At 42.3% G+C, this 15,534-nt stretch carries 15 protein-coding genes; 7 read left to right on the top strand and 8 right to left on the bottom strand.

The genetic code is table 11. The annotated features are described in order from the left end of the window. Nucleotides 1–15: 15 nt before the first annotated feature. Nucleotides 16–3,258 carry an alpha-mannosidase gene (locus GNF10_RS15770; protein WP_185581904.1) on the top strand — a complete coding sequence of 1,081 codons (3,243 nt, stop codon included), beginning with the start codon at nt 16–18 and terminating at the stop codon, nt 3,256–3,258. Nucleotides 3,259–3,341: 83 nt separating this feature from the next. Here the strand turns inward: GNF10_RS15770 and psbN are convergent, their stop codons facing one another. Continuing rightward, the gene (psbN, locus tag GNF10_RS15765) at nt 3,342–3,473 is read right to left on the bottom strand and encodes a photosystem II reaction center protein PsbN (RefSeq protein WP_012410654.1); all 132 of its coding nucleotides are present in this window, start codon (nt 3,471–3,473) and stop codon (nt 3,342–3,344) included. Between the two features lie 85 nt (nt 3,474–3,558). Between psbN and psbH the strand changes: the two genes are divergently transcribed. The 3 genes from psbH to pth all read left to right on the top strand — a co-directional run bounded on the left by psbH (nt 3,559) and on the right by pth (nt 4,981). Next, nucleotides 3,559–3,762 carry a photosystem II reaction center phosphoprotein PsbH gene (psbH, locus tag GNF10_RS15760; protein ID WP_185581905.1) on the top strand — a complete coding sequence of 68 codons (204 nt, stop codon included), beginning with the start codon at nt 3,559–3,561 and terminating at the stop codon, nt 3,760–3,762. 150 nt (nt 3,763–3,912) lie between these two features. Next, nucleotides 3,913–4,188, top strand: coding sequence for a TatA/E family twin arginine-targeting protein translocase (locus GNF10_RS15755; protein ID WP_163930123.1), 276 nt, complete (start codon nt 3,913–3,915; stop codon nt 4,186–4,188). A 151-nt stretch (nt 4,189–4,339) separates the two neighbouring features. Further along, a complete protein-coding gene (pth, locus tag GNF10_RS15750) occupies nt 4,340–4,981 on the top strand; it encodes an aminoacyl-tRNA hydrolase (RefSeq protein ID WP_185581906.1) in 642 nt (213 codons plus the stop codon). A 234-nt stretch (nt 4,982–5,215) separates the two neighbouring features. Here the strand turns inward: pth and rpsU are convergent, their stop codons facing one another. Together rpsU and GNF10_RS15740 are read right to left on the bottom strand one after the other, a co-directional pair. Further along, a complete protein-coding gene (gene rpsU, locus GNF10_RS15745) occupies nt 5,216–5,395 on the bottom strand; it encodes a 30S ribosomal protein S21 (protein WP_185581907.1) in 180 nt (59 codons plus the stop codon). Between the two features lie 405 nt (nt 5,396–5,800). Beyond that, the gene (locus GNF10_RS15740) at nt 5,801–6,145 is read right to left on the bottom strand and encodes a hypothetical protein (RefSeq protein ID WP_114082825.1); all 345 of its coding nucleotides are present in this window, start codon (nt 6,143–6,145) and stop codon (nt 5,801–5,803) included. A 409-nt stretch (nt 6,146–6,554) separates the two neighbouring features. Between GNF10_RS15740 and GNF10_RS15735 the strand changes: the two genes are divergently transcribed. Next, entirely contained in the window at nt 6,555–7,391 is an 837-nt protein-coding gene (locus GNF10_RS15735; protein ID WP_185586425.1) for an SPFH domain-containing protein, read from the top strand. Nucleotides 7,392–7,394: 3 nt separating this feature from the next. On the opposite strand, the gene folP is transcribed toward GNF10_RS15735, so the two are convergent. Both folP and tpiA read right to left on the bottom strand, forming a co-directional pair. Continuing rightward, nucleotides 7,395–8,255: a dihydropteroate synthase gene (gene folP, locus GNF10_RS15730; RefSeq protein WP_185586424.1), complete on the bottom strand. Its 861-nt coding sequence runs from the start codon at nt 8,253–8,255 to the stop codon at nt 7,395–7,397. Between the two features lie 52 nt (nt 8,256–8,307). Then, complete coding sequence (gene tpiA, locus GNF10_RS15725; protein ID WP_012410662.1) at nt 8,308–9,039, bottom strand: triose-phosphate isomerase; 732 nt, start codon at nt 9,037–9,039, stop codon at nt 8,308–8,310. Between the two features lie 175 nt (nt 9,040–9,214). Here tpiA and GNF10_RS15720 point away from each other — a divergent pair, with 175 nt between their 5' ends. After that, the gene (locus tag GNF10_RS15720; RefSeq protein ID WP_185586423.1) at nt 9,215–10,696 is read left to right on the top strand and encodes a GTP-binding protein; all 1,482 of its coding nucleotides are present in this window, start codon (nt 9,215–9,217) and stop codon (nt 10,694–10,696) included. A gap of 14 nt (nt 10,697–10,710) precedes the next feature. Here the strand turns inward: GNF10_RS15720 and GNF10_RS15715 are convergent, their stop codons facing one another. Together GNF10_RS15715 and GNF10_RS15710 are read right to left on the bottom strand one after the other, a co-directional pair. Further along, complete coding sequence (locus GNF10_RS15715) at nt 10,711–11,562, bottom strand: DUF4351 domain-containing protein (protein WP_185586422.1); 852 nt, start codon at nt 11,560–11,562, stop codon at nt 10,711–10,713. A 255-nt stretch (nt 11,563–11,817) separates the two neighbouring features. Then, complete coding sequence (locus GNF10_RS15710; RefSeq protein WP_185586421.1) at nt 11,818–13,470, bottom strand: mechanosensitive ion channel; 1,653 nt, start codon at nt 13,468–13,470, stop codon at nt 11,818–11,820. Between the two features lie 198 nt (nt 13,471–13,668). Between GNF10_RS15710 and GNF10_RS15705 the strand changes: the two genes are divergently transcribed. Next, nucleotides 13,669–14,109: an SRPBCC family protein gene (locus tag GNF10_RS15705; RefSeq protein ID WP_185586420.1), complete on the top strand. Its 441-nt coding sequence runs from the start codon at nt 13,669–13,671 to the stop codon at nt 14,107–14,109. 178 nt (nt 14,110–14,287) lie between these two features. Here the strand turns inward: GNF10_RS15705 and GNF10_RS15700 are convergent, their stop codons facing one another. Then, a complete protein-coding gene (locus tag GNF10_RS15700; protein WP_185586419.1) occupies nt 14,288–15,109 on the bottom strand; it encodes a SirB1 family protein in 822 nt (273 codons plus the stop codon). Between the last annotated feature and the right edge of the window lie 425 nt (nt 15,110–15,534).

Here is a 15,534-nt window from a genome sequence, read left to right as displayed (position 1 = left end):
CATCTTAGCGAATATATGACCCCGACTGTCTCTCAATCTCATACCAAAATCATCTCACAAGCAATTGAGCAACTGCGCTCTTTTTGCCAAGTTAATCTTCAGTCTAGCTGGCTATACCAGGAATCTGACCTGATTATTACTGATGTTGTCGCTGCTGATTTGTCTCATTGGCAACCTGTTAAGTTGAATGCTAAAGAACATATCGCTTGGACTGGGGGGAAAAAAGTACTATGGCTAGTGCAAAGGTTGGTAGTGCCCCAAGATTTACAGGGTTATCCTTTAGCTGGGTTATCTTTGCGGCTGGCGCTGGTTTGGTGGGCAGATGCTGCTGAGATTTATGTGAATGGGGAGTTAGTACTGGAGGGTGATTTATTTGATTGTTCGCCGAGAGTGCTTCTCAGTCGAGGGGTAACACCAGGGGAAGAGTTTGTTGTGGCTTTGCGGTTAGTGAGTCCGGGACATTGTGATGGTGCTTTAGTGCGATCGCTCCTAGTTTATGAGTCTATTGTTGATAATAATCCCGATCCGGGTTTTGTGGCTGATGAATTAGCTGTGGTGCAGCTTTATTTGGAAAAGTTCGCGCCGGAAAAGTTGGATGCTTTGGTGGAGATGGTGGAGGAGGTTACTAACCGCAGAGGCGCAGAGGACGCCGAGGAAGAGTTAGCAAGATCGTTTTTGTCTCTACGCCAAAACTTAATTCAATCCGACATCTTAGCCCCCCTTAAAAAGGGGGGCTGGGGGGATCAAAAATCTAAAATTTTCTTATTGGGTCATGCTCACTTAGATTTAGCATGGTTATGGCCTGTGAGTGAAACTTGGAATGCGGCACAAAACACTTTTGAGTCGGTTCTGAAGTTGCAAGAAGATTTCCCTGAGTTAATTTTCTGTCATTCGACTCCCGCACTTTACGCTTGGATTGAGGAACATCGCCCGGATTTGTTTCAGGCGATTCAAGCACAGGTAGCTGCTGGATGTTGGGAAGTTGTCGGCGGAATGTGGGTGGAACCGGAACTCAATCTCATTGCTGGTGAATCAATAGTCCGTCAGCTATTGTATGGTCAACGATACATCAAGGAAAAGTTTGGACAATTTTCAACTATGGTATGGGTTCCAGATACTTTTGGTTTCTGTGCAACTTTACCGCAGTTTTTCGCTAATGCCGGAATTGAGTATTTTGTCACCCAGAAGTTGCGGTGGAATGATACTACTAAATTTGATTATGGAGCTTTTTGGTGGCGATCGCCTGACGGTAGCGAAGTCTTTAGTTTGATGTCTGCACCTATCGGTGAAAACATTGATCCAGTTAAAATGGCATCCTACGCTCTGGAATGGCAATCTCAAACTGGTTTATCAGAATCCCTCTGGCTTCCCGGTGTTGGCGACCACGGCGGCGGCCCCACTCGTGATATGTTAGAAACCGCCCAACGCTGGCAAAAGTCTCCTTTCTTTCCTGACTTAGAATTCACGACGGCTGAAAAATATTTAAAGCAAATCAGAAGGAGGCAGGAGGCAGGAGGCAGAAGTTCTGATTCTCCGTCATTTCCTACTTGGGACGATGAACTATACTTAGAATTTCATCGCGGTTGCTACACTACCCACGCGGATCAAAAACGTTGGAATCGTCGTTGTGAAAATTTATTGTATGAAGCTGAACTATTTGCTACCTTAGCAACCATAAGCTGTGGTGTGATATATCCTAAAGCAGAAATTGAAGCAGCTTGGAAGCAGGTTTTATTTCAACAGTTTCACGATATTTTACCTGGTTCTTCAATTACTCAAGTTTACACAGATGCGTTACCCCAGTGGCAGCAAGTGAAACAAGTCGGAACGAAGATATTACAAGAATCACTTTTTGCGATCGCATCTCACATTACCCTATCAGAACCACCAAAACCTAATAGTTTACCTATTTTCGTTTTCAATTCTCTCAATTGGCAGCGTTCTGAGGTAGTCTCTGTAGCCTTACCCACACCACAGGAATGGCAGATTTACGATACTTCAGGAAAGCAGCTTGTCTCCCAATTATCTGAACCATCAACCCTATTATTTCTCGCTACCGAAATTCCACCCGTTGGCTACCGCATATTTTGGCTTTCCCCCTCATCTCCAACTCTGCGGGAAGCTAAAGCTACATCCCCCTCATCTCCTTCACTCCTCCCAGACTGGATTTTAGAAAATGAATTCTTACGAGTTGTTATCGATCCTGATACTGGAGATTTATCAAGTGTTTTTGATAAAACTGATCAACGAGAACTTTTGAGTGGTGCGGGAAATCAACTACAAGCTTTTAAAGATAGCGGTCAATATTGGGATGCTTGGAATATAGACCCCAATTATGCCCAACATCCCTTACCCTCAACAAATCTTCAATCTATTCAGTGGCTAGAACAAGGGCCAGTGCAAAGTCGTGTGCGCGTGGTGCGTCAGTTGGGCGAATCGGAATTTTGCCAAGATTATATTTTGCAAACTGGTTCACCTTTACTGAAGATAGCTACCACCGTCAATTGGCAAGAAAATCATGTATTGGTGAAAGCTGCTTTTCCTCTAACTATCGAAGCAGACCTTGCTACTTATGAAATTCCCTGTGGCGCGATTCGCCGGACAACTAAACCGCAAACCCCCGCAGAACAGGCAAAATGGGAAGTCCCAGCTTTGCGTTGGGCGGATTTAACAGGAGAAACACAGGAGGGTATTCACGGAGTTAGTTTGCTAAATGATTGTAAATACGGTTACGATAGCAAACCCAATCAACTCCGCCTAACACTACTACGCAGCCCTAATTGGCCAGACTCAGAGGCTGATAAAGGTTTTCATGAGTTTACGTATACCTTGTATCCTCATGCTGGTAGCTGGGAATCAGCCCATACGGTACGGCGTGGCTATGAATTGAATATACCGTTACAAGTCATATTGAATCCTACTAATGAAAAGCCACCTGAAAATCCTTCCCTTTCTACTAGTAAAGATGGGTTAGGGGTGAGTTTCCTAGATTTATCAGCTGAAAATTTAATCTTGATGGCCTTGAAGCCATCTGAAGATGACCCACAGCAGTTAATTCTGCGGTGTTATGAATGTCACGGAGAAACAGCCGAGTTATCTTTGCAAAGTAATTTAGGGTTGAATCTAGGAGATACAGTAGATTTGTTAGAGCGTTCCTCTACTACTGAATTCTCATCTCAGCAACAAATCTTAACAATACAGCCTTGGAAAATCGCCAGTTTCAAGGTAATCCCAACGATTAATCCCAGGCTAGAGTGAGCCACTATTGCTGTGTCAGTGGCCAATTGTGGTTTTCCACAGACCACCAACCAATGACAAATGACCAATGACCAATGACTCTTTTAATCTTCGTGATCGTCAAACGGATCGTTCAATTCCTTGCTAGGAGGGCCAAAAGAGGTATAAATTGAAATTCCGGTGATGGCAACCACCACGGCGGCCATAGAAATGCTAAGAACTATTGCGGGTTCCATAATTGAGGGATAGATGATGAGTGCTATTCTTATAGAATATTACAGAAGATTAAAAAAAGCTTTGGCAAGTAATATTAGGTGAACTATGGCACAAAGGACTAGGTTGGGAGATATCCTGAAACCACTTAACTCTGAGTATGGAAAAGTGTCTCCAGGTTGGGGTACTACCCCTGTGATGGCTGTTTTTATGGCGCTATTTCTTGTGTTTTTGCTGATTATTCTGCAACTTTACAATAGATCACTGTTAGTTCAGGATGTAAATGTCGATTGGCGGAGTTTAGGACGCTAACAGATACACCGCTATCAAGTTTGGATAACAAGTTAAGTTACACCCGGTTCCTCCGGGTTTTTTTGTGAATGGTCAGTGCATACTAACTATTGAGTAGACTACATAATATATGAGTTTCTGTAGTGGTTCTATAGTTGACAGGAGACAAAAATGAATATATTTGGTATCGGTCTGCCGGAAATGGGCGTAATTATGGTAGTGGCGCTGTTAATCTTTGGCCCAAAGAAGCTGCCAGAAATTGGTCGGAGTGTGGGTAAAACAATCCGTAGTTTCCAAGAAGCTTCTAAGGAGTTTCAAAGCGAGTTTCAAAAAGAAGCAGAACAGTTAGAAGAAGCTGTCAAGACTACTGCTGAATTGGAACCTAAGCAAATCTACCCTGCCAAATCGGAGCAGGATACTACCGCTAGTTCTTCTCAACCTAGCTAGTAGTTTGTCTCATTAGTTACCAAGGGTGAACAAGTTCGTAGTAAGGACTTTAGTCCTGAATTTTAAGCACTGAAGTGCTTACTACAAACCCTTAGAACTAGCTCAGACATTGTACTAGTTGAGTGATGCATATCAATTGACTATAGGCAAAATGACAGAAGCTGTTACGCAACCAGCTTTGGTGATTCCACAACTAATTGTTGGTTTGGGGAATCCAGAAAGCAAGTATGATCAAACACGCCATAATATCGGCTTTGCTGCTGTAGAAGCCCTCTGCCGTTCTTGGCGCATTTCCTTGGCAGAAAACCGCAAGTTTCAGGGTGAGTATGGCGAAGGTATGGCCCCAGGTGGAGGTAAGATTCGCTTGCTAAAGCCGACAACTTATATGAATCGCTCAGGACAGTCAATTCAAGCGGTGACAAGTTGGTATAAATTGCCGCCTGAGTCAGTGCTGATAATTTATGACGATATGGATTTGCCTTTGGGAAAAACTCGGCTGCGCTTATCTGGTTCGGCTGGGGGACATAACGGGATGAAAAGTGCGATCGCACATCTGAGTACCCAAAACTTTCCCCGTTTGCGAATCGGTATTGGTAAACCCAAAGGTGCAGCTAATAACGATGATTCTAATACTGTCTCCCATGTGCTGGGACGATTCTCCTCTGCCGAAAATCAGCAGATGTCTCTTGTACTTCAGTTCGTAGTTGAGTGTATTGAACTAAGTCTCAAGCAGGGAGTAGAAAAGGCGATGAATGTTTGTAATAGCCGCACCATTAATAATTCTGATTCTTAGGGGCCAGTTTGTTTGCTAAAGGCGTTTATTTTGGTTGATGGGCAGCGATTTTAGCTTGCTCTATCCAACCGAAATAAAGCCTTTAACGCGCTCTATACCCTAATTGAAGTGCGGCATAGTTTGCTTAATTTTGTAAGAATAATGGCGATGTCTAGGAAGGGCTACGCCTAAGCGCTATTGCCTGTTTTAGGTCATAACCTCAAGCAACGCCAGTATCACACACACCAAATAGGTTTATTTAAAATTTCTTTTGCGTCTAGCTGCCACTGCCTTACGTTTGCGTTTTTCAATGGGTGTTTCAAAGTGCCGATGATATTTCACATCAGCTAATATCCCAGCTTTGGAAACCTGACGTTTAAACCGACGCAAAGCTGAGTCTATTGCTTCATTCTCTCCAAGAATCACTTGGGTCATTCTTGCTTATTCCTCATAATCAACATTTTTCATTGTAATAGTAGCCTCAACCTTAGTAAAACCCCCCGATCTAAAGTCATTATTAAGAGGCTATTCATCCAGTTGACACGGATTATGTGTGCCTGTCGAACGTCAAATTGGCACTTAACTAAAACTTAATTTAAGCGCTCTAATGCAGTCTCAGCAATAGTAGAGCAGGTAGAGAAATTATAATGTCAAATTTTCCTAACTTTAATATGAACTAGCGACAAGTCTAGTTTTGGCTACTATCGCAATCCTAAGTTATTAGTGAGATAGAAAATCCCCAACTCCTATGATAAGTTGAGGAACTTTGTCTTTCAATTCTCATGAATCAAATAAGATTGCTATCGCAAATATGATAAAATTTGATTATATTTAAAAACTTTAAAAGTTGATTCTGCCCTCATTCAATAATTTATATCCAGCTGCTAATGCGCCGAAAGCAACAAATAGATTCCATAAGCTAGTTGATCTGAAAATTACTCCACCACTCAAGAAAACTAGTACTATCCCAATACCTAACAAAATCCATCCAAGCTGACTAGCTTCTCTGCGATAAAACACCAATGTAAACACACCTGCCATAATCGCTAATACGGAAACTGTCGCTGGTAATCTGCTGGAAAAAGGTATGTAGTAACCGCTAACAAATATAATGTTTTGACCAAAAAAATATAACCCTGTGAAAAATAGGATTAAACCTATAAGTTTTATTAACAATCTGCCCATAATATTTTTATATTTTTAATGTCTGAAGCCAATTTTAACCCGATTTGTAGGGGAATTTTTAAACCGCTACTAAATTTTACGTAAAATTGATTAAATTTAAGTGAATATACTGTATGTCAGTCCAGACTGGCTAAAGATGTCAGTACAAGTAATGTTGATTACATGAAGTAGTCCTTGCCAGGGTGCGATCGAGGTGCTTTAATAGCGATGTCTGACGACAAGACGTAAAACTTCTACGCATTCCGCAAAATAGTTTTACTTAGAAAATTATGTACAAGACGCGCAGCGACTCGACATCGCTGCTGGTGTTCATAAAATTACAGACTCAAAACATTAAACTCTAAAGATATGACAAGCTAGTAGCATATCTTTGACACTAAATTCTCCCAAAAGCCGAATAGGAGCATACATGGAGCCAATTATTGCTATAGTTTTAGCCCTTATAGGTTATGCATTAGGTTCTGCAAAACTGATTAATCAAGGAAATGAAGCCCTAGTCGAACGTTTGGGGCGGTATCATCGGAAACTTAAACCGGGGCTGAACTTTATTGTTCCCTTGGTAGATCAGATTGTGATGGAAGATACTACGCGAGAGCAGTTTACAGACATCAAACCTCAGAATGTGATCACCCAAGATAATATTTACGTAGAAGTGGATGCTATTGTATACTGGCGCATTCGAGATATTGAGAGAAGCTTTTACGCTATTGAGGATCTGCAAGGGGCATTAACACAGATAACCACAACTACGCTCCGAGAAATCATTGCCCAAAATACCCTAGAGCAGACCAACGTCTCTAGAGCAGAGATGGACTCAGCTATATTAGATCAGTTGAATAATGTAACGGCAGATTGGGGAGTTGAGATTCTCCGGTTAGATATTCAGAGAATTACCCTACCTGAAAGTGTGCGAAAGTCTAGAGAAGAGGAGCAAGCCGCCGTCATCAAAAAACGGGCGCTAATTACCGAAGCAGAAGGGGAAAAGGAAGCTGCTATTAAGAAAGCAGAAGGAACTATGGCTTCAGTGCAAATCATCTCCCAAGCTCTCCGTTCCAATCCAGATAGTAGGGATATTTTGCGGTATCTCGTGGCTCAAGATTACGTAGATGCTAGCCAAAAACTTGGTGAGAGCAATAACGCCAAAATTGTCTTTGTCGACCCAGCTAACTCAAGTGAAATGTTTCAGGAGTTGATAGCTGAGTCAGTAACTCAAGAAGGTAACGGCAAAAAATCCGAAGAACGGTAATACTTAGTAATCATGCTGTATAGGTTGTCTCAATAGGGCATCGGCTACTAGTGAAACATCGTGCATTTCTTGAACATCGTGAACTCGGAGGATATCAGCGCCATTAAAAATAGCAGCACAACAAGCTGCTGCCGTTCCCCAAACTCGTGCTTTGGGATCTGCTTGATTTAAAATACGACCAATGAAACTTTTACGGGATGCTCCTACTAAGATAGGACAATTGAGTGTTGTTAGCGATCGCAAGCCGCGAAAAATTTCTAAATTTTGCTCATAGTTCTTAGCAAAACCAATACCAGGATCAACAATAATTTTATCCCGATCAATGCCGACAGCAATCCCTACCTCAATTTGCCGAGCCAAAAAACTAGAAATTTCACCGAGCAAATCTTGATAATCAGTTTGTTGTTGCATCGTCTGTGGTGTCCCACGGATGTGCATTAAAATAATCGGCACACTTAACTCTGCAACTGTCGGCAACATTTCTGAGTCAAAAGTGCCGCCAGAAATATCATTAATAATATCCGCTCCAGCTTCTACAGATGCCTTGGCTACAGCCGCACGGGTTGTATCTACAGAAATCGGGACTGAAATTTCTGGTCTTAACACCTGTAACACCGATAACACCCGGTCAAGTTCCTCCGCCAGAGTGATTTGCTTTGCCCCTGGCCGAGTTGATTGACCGCCCACATCGATAATGTCAGCACCAGCCGCTACGAGTGCTTGCGCCTGCACTAAAGCCGCAGAGGTAGTGTTAAACTCACCCCCATCACTAAAGCTATCAGGCGTTACATTCAAAATGCCCATTAAATAAGTTCGCTGTCCCCACTCGAAACAGCGTTCTCGAATTATTAAGTTGCTTGGCATAAATCTACATTAGGCATTCCCATGCAGAGCATGGGAACGAAAATAAGGCACATTACACTAAGTGAAAATTCACAATCCGAGCGAAACTCTCAGGTTCTAAACTTGCTCCTCCCACTAAAACGCCATCGATTTCTGGTTGAGCCATGATTTCATCAATATTATTTGGCTTAACTGAGCCGCCATATTGAATTGATACATTTGGATTACTCAACTGGCTCCGAATTAAGCCAATTATTCGATTAGCTTCCACTGCTTCACAAGTTTCACCAGTGCCAATTGCCCAAATTGGCTCGTAGGCAATCACCAAATTATTCTGATCTATATCTACCAAACCTTTGTCGAGTTGGAGAGCAATCAATGATTCAGTTTCTCCTGCATCTCGTTGTTGTTTAGTTTCGCCAACACAGAGAATTGGAGTCAAACCAAACCTTTGAGCAGTTCGGAGGCGCAGATTAACGGTTGCGTCCGTTTCACCAAAATATTGCCGCCGTTCACTATGACCGACAATTACAAAGCGCACACCGCTTTCTGTCAGCATCGGGCCAGAAATCTCACCCGTATAGGCTCCAAATTCTTCCCAATGGATATTTTGTGCCCCCAGTTGGATGAGGCTACCGTGCAAAGTCTTGGACAAAACGCTTAAATCAGTGAAAGGAGGACACAATATTACTTCTCGCCCTTGGGGGGTTTCCTCTAAGTGGGGCAAAAATCCTTGCAAAAACTCCTGAGTCTCTGCCTGGGTTTTGAACATTTTCCAGTTGCCGGCAATAACGATTTTCCGCACAGGTAATTTAGTCAAGATCCTAACGCGTTATTTAGATGCATTTTTCAGTTTATGACTTTTTGTTAGCCATTAGTCATTGGTCAAGAGTTATTCTCCTCTGCTCCACAAACCCCTGTTAAAAATAATTAGGATAAGAGACGGGGCTAATCAAATAAATCCCAAATCTCAAATTGATATGACTTCGACATTACCTGTGCCTGAACCTCATCAAAGCGATTCTGCTAACACTGACGCAAATTCTCTCAGTTGGGAGGAAGAACTGGATAGCGCTATTTTCAGTTTTGAAGACATTCAGACGGAACTGAACTATAAACAAGCACAAACGGCGCTGCGAAACTTAGTAGCCAATCTCGATCTCACCCCCCAAGAAAAAACCGGATTGGAAACGGAAATTGCTGATTTGGAAACCATGCTGGGGAAGTTAGACCGGATGGTGGTGCAGATTGCAGCTTTTGGCATGGTAGGACGTGGGAAGTCTTCGCTACTCAATTCTTTGGTTGGACAAACAGTATTTGAAACTGGGCCGTTGCACGGTGTCACCCGGACTGCACAAACAGTTAATTGGACTATTAGTGAGGAAGCGATTGGAGAAACTGAACGGACTTTGCGGGTTACTCTGCCTGGTGTAGGTCAATCGCAGGTGGAATTGATTGATACTCCTGGGTTAGATGAAGTTGATGGTGCAACCCGTGCTGCCTTAGCTGAACAGATTGCTAAACAAGCAGATTTGATTCTGTTTGTAATTTCTGGGGATATGACAAAGCTAGAATACGCCGCCCTTTCTCAGTTGCGGGAAGCTGGTAAACCGATAATTTTGGTGTTTAACAAAGTAGACCAGTATCCAGAAGCAGACCGGATGGCTATTTATCACAAAATTCGGGATGAAAGGGTGCGGGAATTACTCACGCCTTTAGAAATTGTTATGGCTGCGGCATCGCCATTGGTAAAGACGGCAATTCGTCGCCCTGATGGTACTAGGGGCATACAGTTGCGTACAGGGAATGCCCAAATCGACGAACTGAAGCTGAAAATTTTGGAGATTTTGCACCGTGAGGGTAAAGCCTTGGTTGCTCTTAATACCATGCTTTATGCGGACGTTGTAAATGAGCAGTTAATCGAACGAAAACTGATGATTCGGGAACAGAATGCCAATCAGTTGATTTGGAAGGCTGTGATGACTAAAGCATTAGCGATCGCACTCAATCCCGTAACTGTGGTAGATATTCTGAGTAGTGTGGTCATTGATATTGCTCTGATTTTGGGTTTATCTAAGCTCTATGGCTTCTCTATGACCGAAGCCGGCGCTGTACAACTGCTACAAAAAATCGCCCTGAGTATGGGCGGAATTGGTGCTAGTGAATTGTTAGCAAACTTGGGTTTGAGTGGATTGAAAACTTTACTTGGTATCTCTGCAACAGCTACAGCAGGTATTGCCCTTGGCCCTTATATATCAGTGGCACTTACGCAAGGGGGAGTAGCTGGTGTTTCTTCTTACGGTATTGGACAAGTTACCAAAGTTTATTTAGCCAACGGCGCGACTTGGGGGCCTGATGGGCCGAAAGCAGTAATTAATCGCATTTTGACAAACCTGGATGAAACTTCAATTCTCAACCGGATTAAAGATGAATTACTCCATAAGGTAAAACTCAGAAAGTGATGTAGAAGCTTATTTTAAATGCTTGTATTTTGCTCAAGCCAAGTGACTAAATTAGATACGTTTGAAAAGTCTAAAAATTCTTCTCCTAATTGTTCCAATTGTTCAGTAGATAAGACTTGAATTCTCTCATATATTGATGAATCGATTTCTCCAAATCGCCGATTTAACTGACGCTTTAAAAAGCGAAAAGCTTCTTTTTGTTCTCCCCTTTTTTCTCCTCTTTCTTCTCCCTTCTGCAAAATATCCTGATAAATCACTGATTCTTGCATAATATCTTCCCGCAATAATTGATGAATAAAATCTTTCTCAAACTTCAACCCTGCTAAAATCTCGGTGTAAGCAGCAGTATTTTGTCTTGTCTCAATATCTGTAATTTTAGCAATTTCTTTGGCAACCTGCGATAGTAGTACTTGGGCTGAATCTGTTCGCGTTAACGGTGCTAAAGGTAATAACGCCAGATTGTTAAGAAATAGTGCTGAATCTTGTTCCCACATTCGGATAACTCGATAACGATGGGTTGTGACTTCGCTAACATATTCTTCGGTAAAAGCGATTTCATTACTTGTCTCTTGCAAGAAAATCACTACCTGCGTAACAGGAACTTGATATTTTTTTGTCAATCGGACATAGTAATCTAGCATCCGCAGAGAAATTGGTTGTGGGGATTTGATTGTGGTTTGGAATTCTAGGTGTAAAATTCGATTTTCTGTTTGCAGAAATGTTACTGAATCAGCACGTATCGGTTCAATGCTCAATTCAGTTTTTAAGATTTCAATTGTTCGTGGTTCTTGATTTAATAACCAACGGGTAAAATCACGGGGATATTTTTCTGCGAGTATTTTACAAAGATTGTCATATTCTGCCATCTATTAAGAATCCTAAATAAGCAGGACTTACGCAAAATCATAAAAAAACGAACCACAGAGGGCGCAGAGGACACGGAGAAATAAGAGTTTCAGAGAGTTATTGCATAAGTCCTAATAAGTTGTAAAAAATTTACCTCCCGGCTAATGCCGTCCCCCCAAGAGATCGGGGGGACTAAGAAGGGTAGCAACAATTTCCAATTCTCACGAATGATTTAGGATTGCTATATACAGATGAAATTGCGCCTTCATCAACTTTTAGTTTCTACCTTTGAAAGAGTTTAGCCATTCTTGAACTTGTTCGCGGGCAATATCGCGTCCTCCAAGACCAAAGGCTAGGGCAATAGCAACTGCGATCGCACCGAGTAAAAGTCCAAAGGCTAAATTCACAATATCACTGGCAACTCCAATCTGTTGCAGTGCCATTGCAGAGACTAAAGCAATAATGGCAATCCGCGCTACTTGTCCCAAAATCTCTGCCTGACGTTCGCCAGAACTTGTAATGATATTAAAAGCCAGATTTGCCAAGAATAAGCCAATGGCAAATATTACCAATCCCGCCAAAATCCGCCCAAATATAATCACAATCCCAGACACTAATGCTGTCAGGGCAGGAATATTCAAGATATTCACCGCCGCCACCGTTGCAAACAGCATGATACCTACTAAGGCAACAATACCCACAAATTCTGATGGAGTGCGGCTGGGAATATGGGCAGTTGTTGGTTCAGTTGAAATTTCGATGCGTCTGCTGGGTGTTGTCAGACCCAAAATCGTGAAAATGTTATTGAACCCTAAATTGGTGAGAATACTAGTAACCAAATCTGCGATAAACCGCCCGACAAAATAGGCAACAATCAAAATTGCTACTGCTGTAAAGATTGCAGGGAGGGCATTAAGAACCTGTTGCAGCATGGCGATCGCAGGCACAGATATCGCATCAATTCGCAAGGCATTAAGCGCTGCGATCGCTACAGGAATCAAAATCAAAACATAGACAATTGTGCCGAGAATACTCGATAAAGGTTGCACCCCGGCGCTAGCAGATAATCCCAAGCGACTACCTAAATGGTCAATCCCAGTTGTCGCCAGCAAGTTCGTTACAATCCGCCGTACTACATTAGCGATGAACCAGCCAACTACAGCAATCAAGATCGCCGCTAAAATGTTCGGTAAAACTAGCAGAACTTGTGTAATTAGAGCTTGTACTGGTTGTAGAGCCTGTCTTAGTCCAAGACTATCTAAAACTGGGGCGAGAAACAGTAAAAATATAAACCAATACAGAGCATTAGCAATCGTCTCACTCAAAGACAACTGATTCAGGCTGGGTGCGCTGTCTTCTGGTTCTGGATTCAAACGCTCATCCAGATTAAATGCCTGTAATGAGCGCACAGTGATAATCTTGACAATGGTCGCCAAAAACCAGGCAGTTGCCAAAAGGATTCCTGCACCAACCAAATTTGGCAAAAAGCCAATAAGTTGATTGAGAAAATTATTCAGGGGTCGAGAGGCTACTTCCAGATCCAACGTCTGTAAAACAGCTACCGCCGTCAATAGAATAATGCTCCAAAAGACTAAGCTGGAGATTAATTTCTCTACCTGGGGAACATCTTGACGACCCGTTATCCCTGCGGCAATGCGATTATCTATATTTGTGCGCTTGAGGATTCCTTGGGTTACTGCTGCTGCGATCGCCGCAATTAGCCAACCTACTAACAAAATTGCTACTGCCCCCAAGAGACGGGGCGTAAACAGAATTATCTGTTGAACAATACCTTGTACATCAGCGATTCCTTGATTCACTGCTGGTTGTATCGGTTGCAGGCTAGGCGATTGTGCCAAAAATTGCTGCACCCTCATGGGTAAACCAACTTCTATCACCTGGATTATTCCTTGCCAAGTTGTGTTCATGGTTTTCGGGAATTAAGCTTAAGTATTCGCCGCAAACACTGAGTAAGTGTTTTGCCTATCAATTTACCAGTAAACACATACATATAATATTGATATCAAGAGTAATTTTTGACTTTGCTACTAAATATTTGATTTAATCTACTGGCAATGGCTAATTTTGCGTTACTCTAATTGCAGCAACAGCATCGAAGATGTGGAATGCCTCAAGTTTTAGAACAATCAATTCAAATTAATGCTACAGCTACGGTAGTAGAGCGTTGTATTAGCGATTTAGCTCTCATGCAACGCTGGCTTAACCCTGCCCTCCGTTGCGAACCTGTGGGTGACTCTTGGAGTACTGATGTCGGTAGTGAAAGTCGTTTTATCATTCAAATTCCTCTACTGAAACCTACGTTGAATAGCGTAGTTGTGGAACGACAACCGGGTTTGGTAGTCTGGGAATTTCAGGGATTTTTTCAAGGACGCGATCACTGGGAATGTCAACCCACAGAAAAGGGAACGCTCCTACTGAACCGTTTTGAGTTCGATATCCCTAATCCCTTGGTGAGTTGGGGCTTCAACACCTTCGCCGCATCTTGGACAAAAGAAGATATGCAAGCCCAACTCCGCCGCCTCAAACGAGTCGCAGAAAATTCGTAATTGGGCATTGAGCAGAAAAGGCAGACGAGCAGGGAGCAGGGGAGACAAGGGGACAAGGGGACAAGGGGACAAGAGGTGAGAACTTGAAACAAGTCTTTCCCCTTGTCCCAAATTCCTCTTGCCCATTCCCTATTACCTAATCCCTAATCCCTAATCCCTATTCCCTATTCCCTATTCCCTAATCCCTCCCCAATTCCGTAAGTAGCCGCCGAATCATAGATGCATCCTGGGCATCAGGAACCTTTCCTAAATAATTTTGTAAGTCTTCTACTGCTTGGGGGTAGTTACCAAGTTGATAGGAGATCAAACCGCGATCGCGCAATTCTAAAGTTACATTAGGAAACAGCAACAAAATTCGTTCAATTGCTGCCAGCGTTTTTTCTAACTCTTGTTGTTTGAGGTAAATAAATTTTATATTTGTCAGCATCCGTGCCAAAAATTGCCGATTACTGACCACGGCTAAAAATTCTGGTTGTAGCGTCACGGGTTGCTGATAAATTTGAGAGAGCCTTTCCTCGCAATCTTGAGCAAATATTATTTCACCGCCATTAAAGGCATCCACAAAAATTTCTATATCTGGAACATCTGGGCGGATCAAGAAATGCCCTGGCATTCCCACACCCACCATCGGGAAATCAATCCGTCTGGCAACCTCTAGGTAAACCAAGGCTAAGGTAATAGGAATCCCCAGTCGGCGGTCAATTACATCATTAAAAAAACTGTTGCGTGGATCGTAATAGTCAATCTTATTACCAGAAAACTTTAAATCATCGTATAGGTACTGATTAATACTTTGAACTATCCGCAAAGGATATCGTGAATCTGGTAGGCGTTCTTGAAGCTCCCATGCCATTGTATCAAGGGCGTTGAGATATTCCTCTGGGTCTAGCTTGGGATATTCTTCTTGGGCAATATACAAAGCTGCCTTTGCTAAGTCAATATGCTCGTCAGCCTGCTGAATCTCTTGGTAAAAATATTGTCTCGCTGACGAGAAATTCATAAGCTTTTGCTCCGTGTAAGTGTAAGGATGAAGCCGCAGCTTGGCTAAGAGCAGTTTTTTGTATCTATACTTTATCTTATGGATATTCAGAAGTTTTGGAATATGTATTTATTCTGGACATGAAAATAGGTTAGTGTAGCTTTTTGATATTAACTAACAATACAACTACAATCACCACTAACTCAGTAAGTAGGTCGGCGCAATTAAAGCTAACTGGCAAAGGCTTTCATTGGTCATTAGTAATGGCTTTAAGTCTATTTACGTTTCGTAAAATACTTTGCTTTTTTCGTGCCAGCTTACTTAAATTTCAGTGAATACTGTGTTTGGGATGTCTACGACGGGCTGCACCTACGCAAAGCATGTAACATCATATTTAGGTGCTAATGCATATATATTTACTATAAATTTATACAATCTTTATATAC

This window comes from Nostoc sp. UCD121 (assembly GCF_014222285.1).
Lineage (GTDB): Bacteria > Cyanobacteriota > Cyanobacteriia > Cyanobacteriales > Nostocaceae > Nostoc.
The sequence above is the reverse complement of the archived record's forward strand: the minus strand, read 5'-3'. Positions and strand labels throughout refer to the sequence as shown.